Genomic DNA, 18,643 nt, shown 5'->3' on the forward strand with positions numbered 1-18,643 from the left:
TCTTTCAATCTATTCTCTTAGTGACTATTAGTCGTTCTCAACAACGAACACTACAAGGGCGTATTCTGCGAAACTTCCAACTTATAATACTCAGATTGCCATTTTCATGAAATAGCAGAAATGTATAACTCCAACTTTAACTAAACCGTCAAATTATGAAACAAAAACTGTTCTTATATCTATTCATCATAGCTCCTATGTGCCTCTTGGCACAGGGCGGAGTATCGGGCTCGATTACCTCTGCGGAGGATGGAGCGCCCTTGCCTGGTGCAAATATCCTGGAAAAGGGAACATCAAACGGGACCCAAGCCGATTTTGACGGTAACTTCTCTATTGAGGTAAGTGGTTCAGATGCCGTACTGGTAATTTCTTATATCGGTTTTACCAGTCAAGAAATAGCAGTTGGGGTACAGACCCATTTTAATATTTCTCTTGAAGAAAGTGCCTCGGCGCTTGATGAAGTCGTACTTGTGGGCTATGGTACGCAGAAAAAGGCCAATGTAACCGGTGCCGTTTCTACCATCAAGGTCGATCGGCTTGCGAATATGTCACTTGGGGCCATTGACCAAAAGTTGGGCGCACAAGTAGCTGGTGTTCAGGTAAGGCAAATTTCCGGTGCCCCGGGTAGTGGCGCCGTTGTTAATATAAGGGGGGCGGGGTCCATAGGTGCAGGTGACGACCCCTTGTATATTGTAGATGGTTTTCCATTGGTTGCGGGAAGTGATAAAAGCTTTAATCCGTTGAATACCATTAACCCTGATGATATCGAAAGTCTTACGGTATTAAAGGATGCCTCTTCAACCGCTATTTACGGTTCTAGGGGGGCTAACGGTGTTGTGTTGATTACGACCAAGAGCGCGAAAAACGGAAAATCGTCCATAGAGTTTACGGCCTATGGAGGCCTGCAACAGGTTTCCCAGAAATTCTTTCCCCAAATGATGAACGCAACGGAGTTCGCACAATTTCAACTCGAGAAAGCCCAAGATTTTTGGGTAGATGAAGGCAACGACCTAAACACTTTCGATATCAACACCTTAGATCCGATCTACCGCAATCCGGCAAGTAACGGGGAAGGGGTGAACTGGTTGAAGGAAATCACACGTGTGGCTCCTATGCAAAACTACAACCTGACCATTACCAACGGTACGAAAAAAGTAAGATCGGTGATATCGGCAAGTTACTTCAATCAAGAAGGAACTATTCTAGGTACCGATTTTGAACGATTTAGTTTTAGGTCGAACCTCGAGACCGATTTAACCGATAAAATAAAGGTGGGTTTGAATATTGTTCCCACTTTAACCAAGCAGAACAGCCGACCTACGGAAGGGCACAATGGTAATTCACTTATTACCCAAGCCTTTATAACACCGCCCTTCGGGCCAATTTATAACCCTGATGGCAGTTACAACCCCAATATTCAGGTGGGAGGCCCGTTCAGTGATAGGGTAGGCGGTACTTTTCAATTTGCCAATCCGGTAAATCGACTCAAAAACCTTGTGGATGAAACCAAGGGGGTATCCTTATTGATCAATGCTTATGTGGATGCGGAAATTTTCGAAGGACTGAGGTTTAAAACAACCTTTAATGTAAGTCACAATAACTCCAACAGAGATCAGTACTTTCCTTCGGCTGTCGGAAATTATAGAGACCCGGCACCCTCAATTCCTAGGGGACAATTTCAAAAGAACACCTTGAACAATTTTCTTAATGAGAATACATTAAGCTATACAAAGTCCTTCAATAAACACAATATAGAGCTATTGGCCGGCTTCAGTAGCCAACAGGAACGATTTGAAAGGTCAACGATATTGGCAAGCAATTATCCGCTCAACGATGATATTATTACGCCCAATGCGGCGGCTACCGTAGAGAGTTCGGAGCTTGTTGATAAATGGACCTTGGTATCTTATTTTGGAAGGCTCAATTATAATTTTGACGGAAGATACTTGATAGGTGCTACCATTCGTAGGGACGGTTCTTCGAGATTTGGCGAGAACAATCGTTGGGGGCTGTTTCCATCCGCTTCTTTGGGTTGGAGGGTTTCCGAAGAATCTTTCTTTCCCGAAGACGGTTTTGTGTCAGGCTTGAAGCTTAGGGCGAGTTACGGGTTAACGGGTAACAATTCAATAGGCAACTACACCGCCATTTCTTCCGTTATAACCGACGACTATGTGTTTGGAGGCGTTTTGGCCCCAGGGAAACGACAGTCAAGTTTGGCCAATGTAGATCTGGGCTGGGAAAGCTCCAAACAGTTCAATGCGGGAATAGACCTAGAGCTCTTGAAAGGACGATTTTTTATAAGTCCGGAAATCTACGTAATCGATACCGAAGATATGCTTCAGGGTATTGATATTCCTGCCAGCTCGGGCTTCTCCAGTATCCAGGAAAATATCGGAAAGGTAAGGAACAAAGGTTTGGAACTTACCCTTACGGGACGGATCTTAACCGGTAAATTACGGTGGAATTCAGATTTCAATATTTCGTTCAATAAGAATGAAGTGCTCGACTTGGGCAATAAATCTGAAATTATCATAGGGTGGCCCCATAAGACGATTACCAAGACAGGGCAGCCTCTAGGCTTGTTCTATGCCTATAACTTTTTAGGGCTCTATGAAAACCAGGCCCAACTCGATGAGGCCAGTGCGCCCAATAGCACCATTGGTACGCCAAGGTTTGAAGATGTCAATGGTGACGGTGCCATCAATTCTTCCGATTTCACCGTTGTGGGTAGTCCGCACGCGGACTATAATTGGGCCATGACCAATACGTTCAACTACGGTGATTTTGATTTCTCATTTCAATTGGCAGGGTCACAAGGTGGTGAAGTAATTGATGTTTACAGAAGACATACCCAATTGTCCGTCGGATTTTGGAATTTGGAAAAAGACGTCGCCACTCGGTACAGGCCTTCAAATGCTTCCTTCGAAACCAATTATGGTAGGGTAACGAGTCCTTACGATTTTACCAATCAAGATATCAGCTCGCTCTTTGTGCAAGATGCTTCGTATGTGTCTATTAGGAATATTACATTGGGGTATACGCTCAATACGGAATACCTAAAGAATTTTAGACTCTACTTCAGTGCACAAAATCCCTTTGTATTTACCAAATACAAGAACGGTCATCCTGAAACCGCAGGATTTGGGGAGACTAGCTCTTTGCAACAAGGAATCAATTATGGTGGATATCCATTGCCACAAATCTTTACCATCGGGTTAAATTTTAAACTATAAATTCTGTAATCATGAAAAAATGTAATTATATATATATGCTCTTAACTTGTTTCTTGTTAGGGTGTAGCGAAGATTTCTTGGATGTGGCGCCCGAAACCTCATTAGGCTCAACTTCTTTCTTTAAAAATGAGGGACAGTTCGTAGCCGCATTGAACGGAACTTATGTGCCCCTTAGGGATTTGTACAAAGGCGGAAATTTTTGGTTGTTGGCCGAACAGCGTTCAGACAATACCTCTTATGAAAATTTGGATGGCTCGGGTGTTTCTAAATTTGAGATCGACGAGTTTCGGGTTACCGAATTAAACACTTTTCCCCCAACAATTTTTAGAATGTCTTACGATGGTATAGGGCGAGCGAACTTATTGCTTTCGAATATAGCCACGACCGAGGTGTTGAACGATGATATAAAAAACCAATTGGAAGGTCAGGCCTATTTTCTCCGGGCCCTGTATTACTTTCATTTGGTTAGGGTTTTTGGTGACATACCGCTGGTTTTAGAACCCGTAAACAATACGGAGCAAGCCTTCGCTACAGCTGAAAGGGTCGGTGTCTCCGAGGTTTATTCGGTAATTGTTGACGATGCTACCAAGGCGGCGGCCTTACTTCCCGATTCCTATACCGGCAATGACATTGGGCGTGCTACAAAAGGTGCGGCCTTGACCCTTTTAGGTGAGGTGCAGATGACCTTGAAGAACTTTGAGGCAGCAATAACCGCCTTAAATGGCGTTACGGGCTATACGCTTTTACCCGACTATGGGGAACTTTGGAATGCTGCCAATAAAAACAGTGCTGAATCTATTTTTGAAGTTCAATATTCCGTAGGCTTGGGATCTGAAGATTTTGCCAGTGGTTTTATGTACCGTTTTGTACCCCAGCATTCGGGAGCGGGTGAAGAAATCATTGGGTTTGCCGCAGGAAACGGTTCCGATTCCGGTCACAATACCCCCACCAATGATATGATCGGGGCCTACGAGGCCGAAGACCTTAGAAAGGATGCTTCTATCGGATTTTGGAATAACCCGCAAACGGGAATGGATATACCCTATGTGAAAAAGTTCAATAACCCCGGGCCGTTTCGGTTCTGGATGGATGACAATATGCCGATCTACAGATATGCCGATGTCCTTCTGATGTTATCGGAAGCACTAAACGAACAGGGCTATGTGGCCGATGGAGAAGCGTTCGACCTATTGAACCGGGTCAGGCAAAGAGCAGGTTTGGCTGATTTGACATCTGCGGAATTAACCGATCAAGATAGTTTTAGGGAAGCTGTAGCCCAAGAAAGAAGGGTCGAGCTTGCATTTGAAAACCACAGATGGTTCGACCTTTTAAGAACGGATAAGGCGGAAGAAACTATGACGGCACATGGCGTGGAGGAAAAAGCGCTGAAAAGTTATGTTCCTACCAATGCCTATCAAAATATATCCTTGTTGTACCCCTATCCGAACCGGGAAACACTTTTGCTCGATGCCGATAATTAAAGGTCTTGTTTATAAAATAAAGAAAGAATGTTTCCTTTTTGGTTACTTTAAAGAAATAATTGAGGTATCGCTTTTGCATACTTGAAAAACCATAAAAATGAAAAAACCAGCTAGAACCCTAATTTTATCGTCATTGTTAATTTTGTTTTTATCGACGGTCAGTGCCCAAAAGGGATATCAAGACCCTATGGATATAAGGGTTTCCGAATCAAAAATGGCTACGGTAGAAGTGATTACGAATGCGGGTAAGAGAAGTTATCACCTGAACAATACCGGAACCGTTGATGTTTCAAGGGCCCTGCAAGCTATTTTCGATGAGATTTCGGCAATAAAGGATGTGTCAGCTACCTTTTCGTTCATACCAGGGGTCTATTATTTAAACGGCCCGGTAAAACTGAAAATCGCAAGTGTTAAGATGATCGGGCACGGTCATGGGGGAATAGATATTCATGGCGCCAATATTGAAAGCGGTAGTATTTTTAGGTTTGGAAAAGACACGGGACCCAACTGTATTACATTTGATTATGCCGGAAGGAGCAAGGCTTTTCCATCCGGCGAAACCCCATGGGATAATCGCAATTTAAAGGTTGAAATTGAAAACCTCACCTTTGTTGGTTACAACAACACCGGGGTAAATACGGCTGATGGCTATAGCCGCTTCAGGGGTGATGAGCCGAATTTTAGAGGGCTACATTGGTACCCGTCAAAAGACCGGTACAAGGATGTCGAGGCAGAGGGGCAGCGGGCCATTGTCTTGCCAAGTCCGCCCAAGGGCAAGGGACATGCCAAGTGCGAGCTATTGAGGGTGACCGGCTGTTATTTTACAGATCTATATGTCGGGCTTGATGTAGCAGGGAGCGATGTGACCTATATCGATAAAAATTGGTTCGGACAGTTGACCTATGCCATAAGGCTTCATAAAAACGGGCAAGGAATGATGGTCGGGGATAATCTGTTTGCCGACCTTGAGACGGCAATGGTATTGGGAAACCCTAGCTTTTCTTCCTTCCATAACAATACTTTTGCCTATGTAAGCAAGTGTTTCGAAATCGATAATATTGAAAACTCTACCATAGTCGGTAACACCTTGTACAATTGGAAGATATCGACCGGTGCCGCCGCTTATGGGGCTTTTTGTCATATAAAAAAATCCAGTAACCTGGCCATAACGGGAAACACCATTTCCCAATACCTTGATAGCCGAAAACGGACCAAGACTATTGATGAAAAGAACAATGGTCTTTCGTTTATACAATTTGATAACGCAGATCAACTGCTCTTTTCGAACAATGTAGTGCATACTATTTTGACCCAGACCGTAGTACGGCTTAACGATTCGAAAAATTGCGTAATTACCGATAATATCATTACCCATGGTAAAGGAGGGAATGCCGTAGCCCAGACCGGTACTAGTAGTAATAACTATTATAGGCCCATCGATCCTAAAAATTCGGAACGCTTCGATGAATATAAATATTGATAGATAAAACAATTAGGGGTATGATGGCTAAGCTTGTTGGTATACGTCTACCTGCTTCCTTTAAAAATAGATGCCGGTGATGGTTCAAAAGCCATCTTGGCAGCTTAGTTGAGTTAGTTAGTTCGGGAAACACGGGTTTCTATTCGTGTTTTTTATTCGCTAAGAATCGATTCGGTTCCTTGCGTGGATCGAATGGCGATTCCATAGTTTTTAAAAATTAAAATATGCTTAAAGAAACGGTAGTCTTAGCGGCCGACGTTGGGGGGTCTCATATTACCTTGGCGCTTGTCGTAAAAGGTCATGTCATGGATTCTGTAACTATTAAGGCTGAGCCTATAAAGGGGATGAGGGCCTATCTGCCTTTGATGGAACAAATGGCGAAACAGCTCGTGGAGAACAATTCGTTGAGCTTTCTTGATCTTGCCGGTTTTGGTATGGCGCTCCCGATGTTGGTTGATTCAAAAAAGAATACGGTACTGTCTTGTGCCAATAATAAATATGAAGATGCTGTCGAAATTGATTTTGAACAATGGGCGAGGGAAAAATTCGGCTTGCAAATTAGACTGGAAGTTGATGGAAACCTTGGCTGTATGGGAGAGTGGAACTATGGTGCCGGAAAGGGAGTGCAAGACTTGGTCTATGTGATTTTAGGAACTGGTTACGGAAGTTCGGTCGTGCTCGGTGGCCAACCGCTAAGGGGGCGAAATTTTACCGCTGGAATTTTAGCGGGTCATATGGTGGTCAACCCTATGGGAAGCAAATGCATTTGCCCGGGAAATGGTTGTGTCGAAAGTGAAACCGGTACATGGGCACTGCCAGGAATCGCCAGAAAAACCGAGGGATTCCATACCAGTCTATTGGCAAAAAGGGAAAAAATAGATTATGCGGCATTGTTTGAAGACCACGCCTTAAACGATAGTGTTGCCATTAAAATTTTAGAGCGGAGCATCATGTATTGGGGGGCCTCTTTGGTAAACCTTATCTACGCCTACAATCCCCAAAAAATTATCATGGCCGGTTCGGTCATAAAGGCAGGTGATTACATCATTCCGAGATTGGACGCCTATATTAAAAAACAATTATGGACGATTGGGGAGTATCCTGAAATATGCAAGGCCCAACATTTTGATACGGCAGCATTGTTAGGGTGTTATTCCTTGGTCACTACTTCTGATGAATATGAATGAAACTATACTCCAGCCTAGAATGCGGAAATATCTTGTAAAATGCACTTTGGTCGCTGCCTTGGGCGGATTGTTGTTCGGTTTTGATACCGCTGTAATATCGGGTACCGAACAGTCACTCAGGGTATTGTTCGATGGAGAGTACCAAAAGCTCAGCCAAGTATTTGGTACCGTAAACTTTTGGCACGGATTGGCCATAGCCTCGGCCTTAATAGGGACCATTGTCGGGGCGATGCGCTTCGGGAAATTGGCAGATACCTACGGACGGCGGAAACTGCTGATGATCATCGGGGTTTTATATTTTATCTCGGCTATCGGTAGTGCGCTGGCCTATGACTTGTCTTCCTTTGTTCTTTTTAGGTTCGTCGGGGGTGTTGGTGTCGGAGGGGCATCGGTCATCTCACCCATGTACATTGCGGAAATATCACCGGCAAAGTTTCGGGGGCGCTTGGTGGCCATAACCCAATTCAATATCGTTTTGGGCATTCTATTGGCCTTTGTTTCCAATTATCTTATTGCCGGATTTGAACTAGGGGCGGTTACCTGGCGCTGGATGTTCGGCGTAGAGGCTCTTCCGGCCCTTTTGTTCTTTTTGTTTTTGTTCACCATACCTCGCAGTCCGAGGTGGTTGTTGGTAAAAGGATATGTAGACGAGGCCAAAAAAGTATTGTCGCAAGTAGGAACCGATTCCGGTAGTATTGAAGATGAAGTGGCCGAAATTCAAAATACTTTAAAAACCGACGAGCGGAACAAAGGGGAAACGATTTTTAAACGAAGGTATTATAAACCGCTTTTCTTGGCCATATCAATAGCGGCCTTTAACCAACTGTCGGGAATCAATGCGGTTATGTATTTCGCGCCAAGGATTTTCGGAATGTCCGGTTTTGGCGAAAGTGCCGCCCTCTTGGGGTCCGTTGGGGTAGGCCTGGTCAATTTGACGGTGACTATGTTTGCCATTTCCATTATTGACCGCTTTGGCCGTAAAAAACTAATGTTGTTCGGGTCTATAGGATATTTGGTCAGTCTTGGGCTCATCGCTTTTACATTCTATAGCTATGATTCTGAATTTCGATTGGTCCATGAGCTGCAACAGGGCCTGCGCGATGGTTCCGATTTGGCGTCGGCCATGGCATCGGCCGCTACGGGTGGCAGTATTATTATGTGGAGCTTGTTCCTGTTTGTCGCGGCACATGCTTTCGGACAGGGAACGGTTATTTGGGTGTTCATAAGTGAAATATTTCCGAACAAGGTGAGGGGCAAGGGAGTTTCGTTGGCGAGTTCCACCTTGTGGATTATGGCCGCCTTGATTTCGTGGACCTTTCCCATGTTCGCCGAAGAATCGGGTGGAAAGATATTTACATTCTATTGGGTGTCAATGCTATTGCAATTGCTTTGGGTAGTGTTTGTAATGCCCGAAACAAAAGGCATAAGTTTAGAGGATATGGAGAAAAAACTGAATTTAAATGATGAAAAGTAATTTTAATAAGACTCCTTTCGTACCTATAACAGGAAACCAAAACTGCTATGTCGGTTGGAGGCAAATAGGCACTGAAATAAAATCGGTACTTGATAATGTCCCCCGAAATAAAAAGGTATTGGCGGTGGAGTGCTATCATGGTGTAGATGAGCTGGAAATATTGAACGGTCTCGAGAAACATCTCGGTCCCGTAAGGATCATAAGATCTTCCGAAGCCTTTAAAACCGAAGCGGAAATCTCAAAAATGGTATTTTCCGATGTTACCGATGACCGCATATTCGGGAGAATTACGGAGCTCGGGCTAAATAGTTACTTCGATAGGGGTAAGACCGAAAATTTAAGGAGGGCCATTGATCGAATTTCCAATGGAACGGTCTTGGTGATAGGTATTGGGGCTTCCTTGTTGGTAGAAAACCATGATGGCCTCGTCTACGCAGATATGGCCCGTTGGGAGATTCAAACCCGTATGAGGCGAAAAGAGGTCGATAATATCGGCTTGGCCAATCGTGAAACGGATTTTATGCGCTTGTACAAGCAAGGATATTTTGTCGATTGGCGTATCTGTGATTCCCTTAAAGCCGATCTATTCGGTAAAATCGATTTCGTATTGGATACCCATACCAAGAACCAGCCTAAAATGGTTTCCGGGGAAACCATGATCGAAGGAATGGAAGCCGCCCTTAAGAGGCCCTTTAGTGTCGTGCCTTTCTTTGATCCCGGTCCCTGGGGAGGTCAGTGGATGAAGGAAGTGTTTGATTTGGATAAGGACAAACCTAATTATGCTTGGTGTTTCAATTGTGTTCCCGAAGAAAATAGCCTATTGCTGAAAATAAACGATACCCTCATAGAAATGCCTTCCATCAACCTTGTGCTCTATGCACCTGAAAAGGTCTTGGGGAAGAAGGTCTATGAACGTTTTGGCGCAGAGTTTCCCATTCGGTTTGACCTTTTAGATACCATGCAAGGTGGTAACCTAAGCTTTCAGGTACACCCTTCAACTTCTTATATCAAGGAGCATTTTAATATGGACTATACCCAAGACGAGAGCTATTATATGCTCGATGTGGGCGAGAACGCCCTTATTTATTTAGGGGTGAAAGAAGGGGTTGCTCCCCAAGAACTTATCGGTGACCTTAAAAGGGCCCAAGAAGAAAACCAAACCTTCGATGCAGAAAAATATGTGGCTACCTTTCCGGTAAAAAAGCACGACCATATTTCCATTCCGGCCGGAACGGTACATTGTTCCGGAAAAAACTCCATGGTGTTGGAAATCAGTGCTACACCGTATATTTTCACTTTTAAATTATGGGATTGGGGCCGTTTGGGAATGGATGGAAAGCCAAGACCGATAAACCTGGCTCATGGTGAGAAAAATATTGAATGGAACCGAACAACCCAATGGGTAAAGGGAAATTTAATAGATCAAGTGGAACCGATGGAAGAAGGGGAAGGGTGGCGCGAAGAACGAACAGGCTTACACAAATCACAGTTTATAGAAACTAGGAGACATTGGTTCTCTTCTAAAGTGAAGCATAGTACCGGAGGAACGGTAAATGTACTGAGTTTGGTTGAAGGTCGGGAAGTCTTAGTGGAGAGTCCTGATCATTTATTTGAACCATTTGCGGTACACTATGCGGAAACCTTTATAGTGCCGGCCTCAGTGGAAGAATACACGATACGGCCGTATGGCGAAAGCGAAGGTTTAGAGGTCGCCACGCTTAAGGCATATGTAAGAAGTCGATAATGGAAAAACTAGACCCTGGCTTTGGTATTGTACCCCATTTTGAACCTTTAGGGTTTGAATATGGCAAGAACTGTTTCGGACCTAAGGTAGAGCACCGTTCGTTGAACAGTATACGCCCTAGTCTGAGGGATCCCAAGTGCCACGGTCCTGAAATTGTTTATGCCATTGCCATGGACGTCGGAAAGAATGAACACCGGGAATTATTGCAAAATAGACACTTATTGTACGGGGCCGTAATCTATGCCGCGGGTAACTTGGGTGATGAGCCTATAAGAAGCCAAGGGCATATACATCAACAATCGACCTTTGCCCAAGGGTGGTCTACTCCGGAAGTTTATGAAATCTGGTCGGGCAAGGCGGTTATCTATATGCAGGAAACGGCAAATGATAATCCCGGAAGGTGTTATGCCGTACACGCCATGGCAGGGGAGGTCGTAATCGTTCCCCCTGGCTGGGCGCATGCCACTATCAGTGCCGACCCTAATGAGGCCTTGTCCTTTGGTGCTTGGTGCGACCGCGATTATGGTTTTGAATATGACCAAGTACGGGAGCATCAGGGCTTGGCATGGTACCCCATATTGAAGTCGGGTAAGTTGGATTGGCAGTATAATACCCGTTATAAAAGGCAAAAACTGATGGAGAAATCACCTGAAAAATATGCGGACTTCGGCCTGATACAAAATACTCCTATCTACACCCAGTTTGAAAACTGTCCAAAAACATTCGATTTTGTGTCCAGACCGGATAAGGTAAAGGGACTTTGGAACCATTTTTTGCCCTGACATCGCTTGGTAATAGTTTGGGAGAATACCGATAATAAGATTAGAAGCAAATAAATATGAATTATTCTAAGTTGATTTTGGCCCTGGCGGTATCGTTTGTAACTTTTATTGTCCGATCACAAGACCGAAAAGTTCCTAATATAGTAGTCATTTTTATCGATGATATGGGGTATGGCGATATAACACCTTTTGGTTCGACTACGAACTATACGCCAAACCTTGTGAAAATGGCCAAGGAAGGAATGAAACTTACAAGCTTTTACGTGGCTTCGCCCGTTTGTACTCCTTCGCGGGCCTCTTTGATGACCGGGTGTTATCCTCAGCGTGTTGGTCTAAACTGGGGCTCTGATCATATTGTGCTCTTCCCTGGTGACCCGCATGGCTTGAACCCCAAAGAGATTACGATTGCCGAGTTGCTCAAAACAAAGAATTATGTCACCGGATGCTTTGGGAAATGGCATTTGGGCGACCAACCGGGGTTTTTGCCCTTGGACCAAGGTTTCGATGAATTCTACGGAATACCTTATTCTAGTGATATGTGGATAGGGAACAAGAATTGGAAATTTCCTGATCTACCCGTAATGAGGGGAAATACGATCGAATACCTAGTTGAGGATATGGCAGGACAGGCCAAACTTTGTAGCCGATTTACCGAAGAGGCCATTAGCTTCATAAAGAGAAATAAGGAAAAGCCATTCTTTTGTTACATACCCCAAGCATTTGTGCATGCTCCGCGAATGGCTAGCCCCGAATTTATGGCGAATGCTAAAACTGCCGAGGAAGGACAGATAGAAGAAATAGATTGGAATGTTGGCCAAATTTTAGAAACACTGAAAGATTTGAAGTTGGATAAAAGTACCTTAGTGCTTTTTACCAGTGACAACGGACCGGCTGGAGGCCTTTCTGCAGGTCCTTTAAGGGGAAGGAAGGCTTCGGTTTATGAAGGGGGGCATAGGGTGCCTACCATTGCTTGGTGGCCGGGCCGTATACCTTCTGAAAGTGAATGCGATGAATTAACGGGTACCATCGACCTGTTGCCCACGTTTGCAGGGCTGGCGAAAATAGACCTGCCCAATGACCGGGTTATTGATGGAAAAGATATATGGCCTCTTCTCGCAGGAAGGGTAGGTGCAAAAACACCCCATGACCGGTTCTTTTATCAACAAAAGGGAAATTTGTCGGCAGTCAGGTCGGGTGACTGGAAGTTGTTGACGAATGGGGAATTGTATAATCTAAAGGAAGATTTGGCGGAGTCGTTAGATGTTGCGGATGAAAATCCGGAGGTGGTTAAAAAACTGCAAAGGATGTTAAGGGACTTTGATATTGAAATAAGCTCAAATAAGCGTGAGGTCGGTATTGTAGAGGGGTCACGCACTTTGGTGCCAAGGCCTGGTGTGGTAGGAGAAGATGCATATCTGCCCACATTGGTTCTAATGAAAAGGGATAAAGGGCAATAACATAAAATAGCCCAAACACCTCCAATTTCTTAAAACTAATGATAATAAACCTTTTTTCTGAATAGCTTATTTAGCTATTTTTGGGCCTTTGAAAAGAGAATGACGCGTCTGGCCCCACTTTTTTTGACACTGCTCTACCTTGTTGCCATGGTGCGACCGGTCTTTCCTATCCTTGAATTTGTTGTCAATCAAGATTATATCGCCGAATTCCTTTGTATCAACACCGATAAACCCGAATTGGAGTGTAACGGAAAGTGTTACCTAATGCAGATGATCAAGGCGCAGGAAAGCGAAAAGCAATAAAAATAAAGTTTACGTTCACATCGAATTTAATCCTCTTTCTTTTTGTTCATTTTATAAATAAGCCAAATAAAGCCCACGACAAAATGAAGTATAATTATGCCGGCAATCACATAAATCAATGTATTTGAGCTACCTCTCATATCACATCTATCTTAATATTCCCAAAACTAAGCATCATATGGAATTAAAAATATGATATTAATCAATAAGGCCCTTTAGTGAGGTGGAAATCACCAATTCCTTGTTTTCTATGTATAGAATGGCGTAAAACCAGTGGGGGTGGATGCTTATCTGGTTTTTTATGTTTCAAGTAGCGCTGTGATTTGGCTGAAACTTTTAAATTCGGGCCAAGTGTATAGGCCCCTATGTTGATCATAGATGTCTTCATCTTCAGGACTGAATTTTTTTTTTGCATCAAAATTTATAGGGCCATTTCTCTATCGGGGCCATTGCACCCTTTTTAAAATCACCCTGTTTTGTAAGGCGTTTTTGGGACTGGATATTAGGGGTAAACCGCAATAATCAATGATGGATATACTCAGATAGTAGAATTGTCGTTAAGATATACGATGAATTGAGTCGATTATTACAACTTTATTTGTAGAAAAAATCATCTTATTATTGAATCGATTTTCTTATGTATATAGTGTTATGGGTAATCTTGAAGTGAGTAGTGAAAAAATAGAAGATTTACGTCTAGATTATAGTAAATATGAGGTAGACGAACTTGTAGAGACCGTTTCGGATGCTGTCTTTTTTCCGTTATATATAGCCAAGGTAGTAGGTAGTGTATTGCTTACGGTGTTGGTCGTGTTGTTTGTTTTAACGGTTTATGGTACTTATCACTGGTTTACCGGTTTTTTGTTTTTTGTAATAGCACTGGTCGTTACAATGCCTAGTGTGATCCTGTTTTCGGTAATACGCCTTTTTAGTACTATAAAATCGGATCTCGAAAAAGTATATGCGATTACATTGGATACGGCATTACACGTGTATGACGATGCGAACAAACTAAAAGAACAACGAACGAACAATGTAGCCTTAAAATATTCCTTTGTCGATGTTTTTAAAGGGGTGGCGCTATATGTGATCAGACCGACCTTAAAGGGGGTTTTGTCGAAAAGGATAAAATGGTTTGCCCTGCCTTTTACTTGGTTGATCGATATTATTTTTAAGAAAATATTCTTGAGCAAGTCGGCCCAGGCCGCTTTGGAGAATGAAGATATGGCCAATGAGGAGGAATCGGGTAAAGAAACCGGGGAGAGGGATACGAATGGAATAGGGGCCAAGATCGTAAATGCCACTTTTATAACCTTGAAGTTTCCGTTCAGGTTGGCCTTGATGTTGTACGGCATCGTGAACAGCTTCATTATTTGGGTATTAATATATTTATTATAAAAGAGATATGATTTTCACCTATAACAAGATTGTTAAAAACAAAAACCAGATCGATTTTGCGTTAAAGAATATTGACGTTCAGTTAAAAAAGAGATTTGAAGCCTTGCCGAATCTGGTCGCTGTTCTAAAAAAGTACATGTCGCATGAGAAGGGAATATTCGAAAAAATAGCGGAACTACGTGTGGCGATACAAAACAGTAAAAACAGAAATGAACAGTTGGAGGCCGAACAAGAATTGTCGCATTTACTTGGTGGCATTAACCTTACGGTAGAAAACTATCCCGAATTGAAAACCAACGAGTCCGTAATCCATCTCCAACGTAGTATTAACGAATATGCCGAGCAAATCTCGGCCTCGCAAAGAGCTTATAACGGGGCGGTTTTGAATTATAATGATTCCATCACCGTTTTTCCCAATAACATTGTGGCCAAATTGTTCGGGTTTTCTAAGGAAGAATATATTTCCATTATCTCCAACGAAGAAGAAAGGAGAAATCCCGACCTAAACACTATTTTATAATTTCATGACTACTTATTCCGAACACTTTGATGCCGTAAGGGCCAAAGCGGTCAACATCAAACCCCCTTCTAAATTACGCTTGGTAGGAGCTTCTTTCTTAGGGCTTTTTTCGCTGTTTGCCTTTGTGGTGGCTTTGGTTTCATTTGTGATTTTCATTATTCTCTTGATTTTTCATGTAGGTTCCGGTTTTTTGTACGGCATGGCAAAATTCTCGTTTTTGTCGAGTTGTATCGGGTGGTTTTTTTTCTTTTACCTGATTCGTTCCTATAAAAAGCAACTGGGCAGGTTTAAGAATACGGAAATACTCAGAAGAGATTTTAAACTCGATATCTTGCCAGAGATAATCACAGAGAAATACAGCGATCTTGACTACAGGTTTGATGGTATTGTAGATGAGGCGCATATTTTAGAATCGGACTTCTTTTCGCCCTCACTGCTTTCGTCCTTAAAGGAACGTTGGTTTTTTGGGGACGACTATTTTAGTGGAAACCTCGAAAATGTTGAATTTGAATTCTGTGAGCTCTATTATAAGACCACAGGTATAAAACCAGGTGGTTGGGCTGTTATCGGACTCATATTTGCCATCGCATTCAGAACTAATTTAGACTTTATTATTGGTTTTTTAGACTTTTTTGGATCTATTGGTGATTTAGATTTTAGTGATAAGAATTCGGTTTCCCATGAGCAATCCCTCGGAAAGGGCAGAGGCCATGTTAAAGTAGACGAAAAAGCCTTTTTTTACGGGACTCAAACGAACTTCAAAGGCTTCTTCCTATATGCCGATTTCCATAAGAATTTTGAAGGGACCGTACATATTCGAACCAAGAAGAAATTCGCTTCCAGAAAAATGTTCAATTTTTCAAAGAAATTGAAACGTCTGCGTATTGAAAATAGGTTTGTAAACAAGAAATATATCGTAGAGGCATCAGACACCCAAATGGGATACTACGTTTTAAGTCCCTCGATTATAGAAGCTATAGACAATCTCAACAAACGATTGGGAAGGGATTTGTCGATGACCTTAAAGGATGGAAAACTCTACTTGATAGCGCCCATGAGCAAAGACTTCTTTGAAAACATCATTATCGGTGAAGATGAGATACAAGTCAATACGATCGAAGATATCCATAACGACCTGAACGTAATCAAAAACCTCATAACCGAGCTGAATATCAGTAACCGAATCTGGACAAAGGAATAGCCGAGGGCAAAGGTACTTTTTGATGTGGAAGTGGACAAGGTTATGAGATAGTCTTAAATATGCTAAGAAATGTATTTTTTTAGTTTTGATATGATTCAAATATGCAGAGGTCCATCGGCCCTGTTTATATTTTTTTAGGAAAAGACCATCTTTTACAAGCCCATATCGATTCATAATTTCAAGTTATTCAGAAGTTAAATGGCTTGCGCCTACACCACTCTTTTGACGGCTAATACATATAATTTTAGCCATTCCTAGTCTTTGTTGGTATTCCATTTTAAGTATTTATTTCTAGTCTCCGGATGCTGTTCAAAGAATCCATTGAAGTGATAAAGGGCATCTTTAGGCCCTGGGAGTGGTCGTTATCGATGATTCCGTTTACATCGGATTTGTTCAGGTCATCGGAAAATCATGTATTGATTTGGAGCTTTTAATGAACCTCTATCAAATTCAAATTTCGATGTTTACCTGTTTGTCGGGAGGAGATCAAAAGGAAGATTTCTTTCAATTATGTCTAGGTAATCGGATGTCTTACTTGAGAAAAAGTTAAGAAAAACTTTAAATAGGTTTAATGAAATATTAAAATCCATGTAAGGTTTTTACTCCAAATGATATATACATTGGTGGCGAAATCATTAACCATGAATATGAAAAACCAAAAGACCAATGTCCTACTCTTAGTATTAGTTGTAATTAACATATTGTCATGTAGCGAAAAAGAAACTCTAAATGACTGAATATACCCCAATTGTAATCGATTTGATAGATCAATGCAATCAAAACAAAATAGTGGACACATCAGGAGAGATTAGACCAATAGACAATGTTTCGGGGTATACCCTTTCAACCATTCAGTCCGCGCTTAACGGTTCTCGATATCAAAATATATGGAGGGATAAACTTAATAATAGTAGGCCCTCTGGTGTAACTACCGCTGAACTAAATCAATTGTTCGCATATACGCTAACCGCCTCATGTGACTGACTAAAATATTTTTAATATGTTCAAAATATCTGTAATGACAAAATACGTTTCAACATCATTTATCCTATTACTGATTGTAACAGGATGTAGCAACTGCGACGGTGACGAAAATAACTTGCTATCCGATGAAGAAAAAGGTTTAATTCCTTTTTCCGTAGACACGTCTATCAATTTTGCGAACGATGCTTCCGAAACAGTTATAGGTAATTACTCTCAAAAAGAAAGCGAGATTACAAATTTGGATTCGGGCAATGACGGAGATTGCTCAGCGACCAATGTAGAGAGAGAATTCACAACATTAGAGCTATCCGGCCTTGAAGTCGGTTTTAATATTGTGGTAAGGAAAGGAAGGAATAATGAGTTATTTTTTTTAATTAGTCAATCGGATGATAATAATGAAAGGTTTGCTGTTGACGATTGCGATGGAATAGTGGATGACCTAGATAATTTTTTACAGGACATTTCTGCAAAAGGATTTGAATTCACGGATGTTTATGTATTCAATTCTTGTACAGAGAATTCAATAGTTCAAAGGGTATTATATTCATCGACCAATGGTGTTGAATTCATTGAATTTAGTGACGGGAGTTACTTAAAACTTGATGTCTAATATTTCCATTTTTTTATGACTGTTCATTCCCCAATTAGTAGGACAGGTTTTCTATAAACCTAGGTTAATTTATGCTGCTTTTTTAAAGACATCCATCGGTCTATCATATGCTAATGATTCATGCCTTCTTTCCTTGTTGTAATATTCAAAGTATTCCGCCAATAGTAGGAACAGATCGAGTCTGTCACTTGGTGGGGCCAGATAGATTTTCTCATACTTTACGCTTCTCCATAAGCACTCTATAAATGCATTGTCGGTTGCCCTTCCCTTCCCGTTCATAGATAGCTTTAGACCAAAATACGGTCAATGAAAGAAAAAGACTACGTGTGTTCAAAAAACATTAATACGTTATGAGATAATTCTTACTTATTTTTTATTTTTGTCTATATTTAAAATGTTAATACGAGATTGAAAACATTCATACACGTCTTGTTTGCATTTGTTATGTGTTCAAATGCATGGCCCCAATCGAAAATAGAAATAGGTCTTATGGCTACTGACCAAATGAGCCTTTTGTACAAAGAGAATTGGTTCACCAAAAAATATAATCGCTTTTCTCCAGAAATGGACCTTACGAAAAAAGTAACTTTTTTATTTGCATTTGCTCTTGTAGCGGCACCTACTTTTGCTAGTGCTCCTAATACCGATATGGTAGAAGAAAAGGAAGCGTCCGATTGTCACACTTATGCTTGCCAAGTAGCGGAACAAGGAGAGTCAATGGGTGCTGACATTAATGAAATATACGAAATGGCCTTCGATCATTGCATGAGTTAATCATTTAAAAGTGGA

General features: G+C 41.9%; 14 protein-coding genes and 1 pseudogene. 14 read left to right on the plus strand and 1 reads right to left on the minus strand.

Annotated features, from left to right (window positions below; all coding sequences use genetic code 11):
* Positions 1-155: 155 nt before the first annotated feature.
* From B4Q04_RS10840 to B4Q04_RS10905, 13 genes are all read left to right on the plus strand, one after another.
* Positions 156-3,233, plus strand: a complete 3,078-nt coding sequence (locus B4Q04_RS10840) for a SusC/RagA family TonB-linked outer membrane protein (RefSeq protein WP_088696826.1) — start codon at positions 156-158, stop codon at positions 3,231-3,233.
* An 11-nt stretch (positions 3,234-3,244) separates the two neighbouring features.
* On the plus strand, positions 3,245-4,714 hold the full coding sequence (locus B4Q04_RS10845; protein WP_088696827.1) for a RagB/SusD family nutrient uptake outer membrane protein: 1,470 nt from the start codon (positions 3,245-3,247) through the stop codon (positions 4,712-4,714).
* 97 nt (positions 4,715-4,811) lie between these two features.
* Positions 4,812-6,194 (plus strand): right-handed parallel beta-helix repeat-containing protein, encoded by a 1,383-nt coding sequence (locus tag B4Q04_RS10850; protein ID WP_201723394.1) that lies wholly within the window; start codon positions 4,812-4,814, stop codon positions 6,192-6,194.
* 224 nt (positions 6,195-6,418) lie between these two features.
* Entirely contained in the window at positions 6,419-7,381 is a 963-nt protein-coding gene (locus tag B4Q04_RS10855) for an ROK family protein (RefSeq protein ID WP_088696828.1), read from the plus strand.
* 19 nt (positions 7,382-7,400) lie between these two features.
* Positions 7,401-8,855 (plus strand): sugar porter family MFS transporter, encoded by a 1,455-nt coding sequence (locus B4Q04_RS10860; RefSeq protein WP_088697014.1) that lies wholly within the window; start codon positions 7,401-7,403, stop codon positions 8,853-8,855.
* Positions 8,842-10,599, plus strand: a complete 1,758-nt coding sequence (locus B4Q04_RS10865) for a class I mannose-6-phosphate isomerase (RefSeq protein ID WP_236631008.1) — start codon at positions 8,842-8,844, stop codon at positions 10,597-10,599. The genes B4Q04_RS10860 and B4Q04_RS10865 overlap by 14 nt, the downstream gene beginning before the upstream one ends.
* Positions 10,599-11,381 carry a glucose-6-phosphate isomerase family protein gene (locus B4Q04_RS10870; protein WP_013994024.1) on the plus strand — a complete coding sequence of 261 codons (783 nt, stop codon included), beginning with the start codon at positions 10,599-10,601 and terminating at the stop codon, positions 11,379-11,381. The genes B4Q04_RS10865 and B4Q04_RS10870 overlap by 1 nt, the downstream gene beginning before the upstream one ends.
* Before the next feature lie 56 nt (positions 11,382-11,437).
* Positions 11,438-12,838: a sulfatase gene (locus tag B4Q04_RS10875; RefSeq protein WP_088696830.1), complete on the plus strand. Its 1,401-nt coding sequence runs from the start codon at positions 11,438-11,440 to the stop codon at positions 12,836-12,838.
* Between the two features lie 99 nt (positions 12,839-12,937).
* Positions 12,938-13,141 (plus strand): hypothetical protein, encoded by a 204-nt coding sequence (locus B4Q04_RS10880; protein WP_088696831.1) that lies wholly within the window; start codon positions 12,938-12,940, stop codon positions 13,139-13,141.
* A gap of 651 nt (positions 13,142-13,792) precedes the next feature.
* A complete protein-coding gene (locus tag B4Q04_RS10890; protein ID WP_088696833.1) occupies positions 13,793-14,539 on the plus strand; it encodes a hypothetical protein in 747 nt (248 codons plus the stop codon).
* Positions 14,540-14,546: 7 nt separating this feature from the next.
* Entirely contained in the window at positions 14,547-15,059 is a 513-nt protein-coding gene (locus B4Q04_RS10895; protein ID WP_088696834.1) for a LemA family protein, read from the plus strand.
* Positions 15,060-15,063: 4 nt separating this feature from the next.
* Entirely contained in the window at positions 15,064-16,260 is a 1,197-nt protein-coding gene (locus B4Q04_RS10900; RefSeq protein WP_088696835.1) for a DUF3137 domain-containing protein, read from the plus strand.
* A 1,000-nt stretch (positions 16,261-17,260) separates the two neighbouring features.
* Positions 17,261-17,854: a hypothetical protein gene (locus tag B4Q04_RS10905; RefSeq protein WP_123772363.1), complete on the plus strand. Its 594-nt coding sequence runs from the start codon at positions 17,261-17,263 to the stop codon at positions 17,852-17,854.
* Positions 17,855-17,923: 69 nt separating this feature from the next.
* On the opposite strand, the pseudogene B4Q04_RS23165 reads toward B4Q04_RS10905, so the two are convergent.
* Positions 17,924-18,136: pseudogene (locus B4Q04_RS23165) on the minus strand (integrase core domain-containing protein); the annotation flags it as partial.
* Between the two features lie 207 nt (positions 18,137-18,343).
* Between B4Q04_RS23165 and B4Q04_RS10915 the strand changes: the two are divergent.
* Entirely contained in the window at positions 18,344-18,628 is a 285-nt protein-coding gene (locus tag B4Q04_RS10915; protein ID WP_123772364.1) for a hypothetical protein, read from the plus strand.
* Positions 18,629-18,643 lie beyond the last annotated feature (15 nt).

It is taken from the genome of Zobellia sp. OII3 (genome assembly GCF_002211465.1).
In the GTDB taxonomy this organism is placed as follows: Bacteria; Bacteroidota; Bacteroidia; order Flavobacteriales; family Flavobacteriaceae; genus Zobellia; species Zobellia galactanivorans.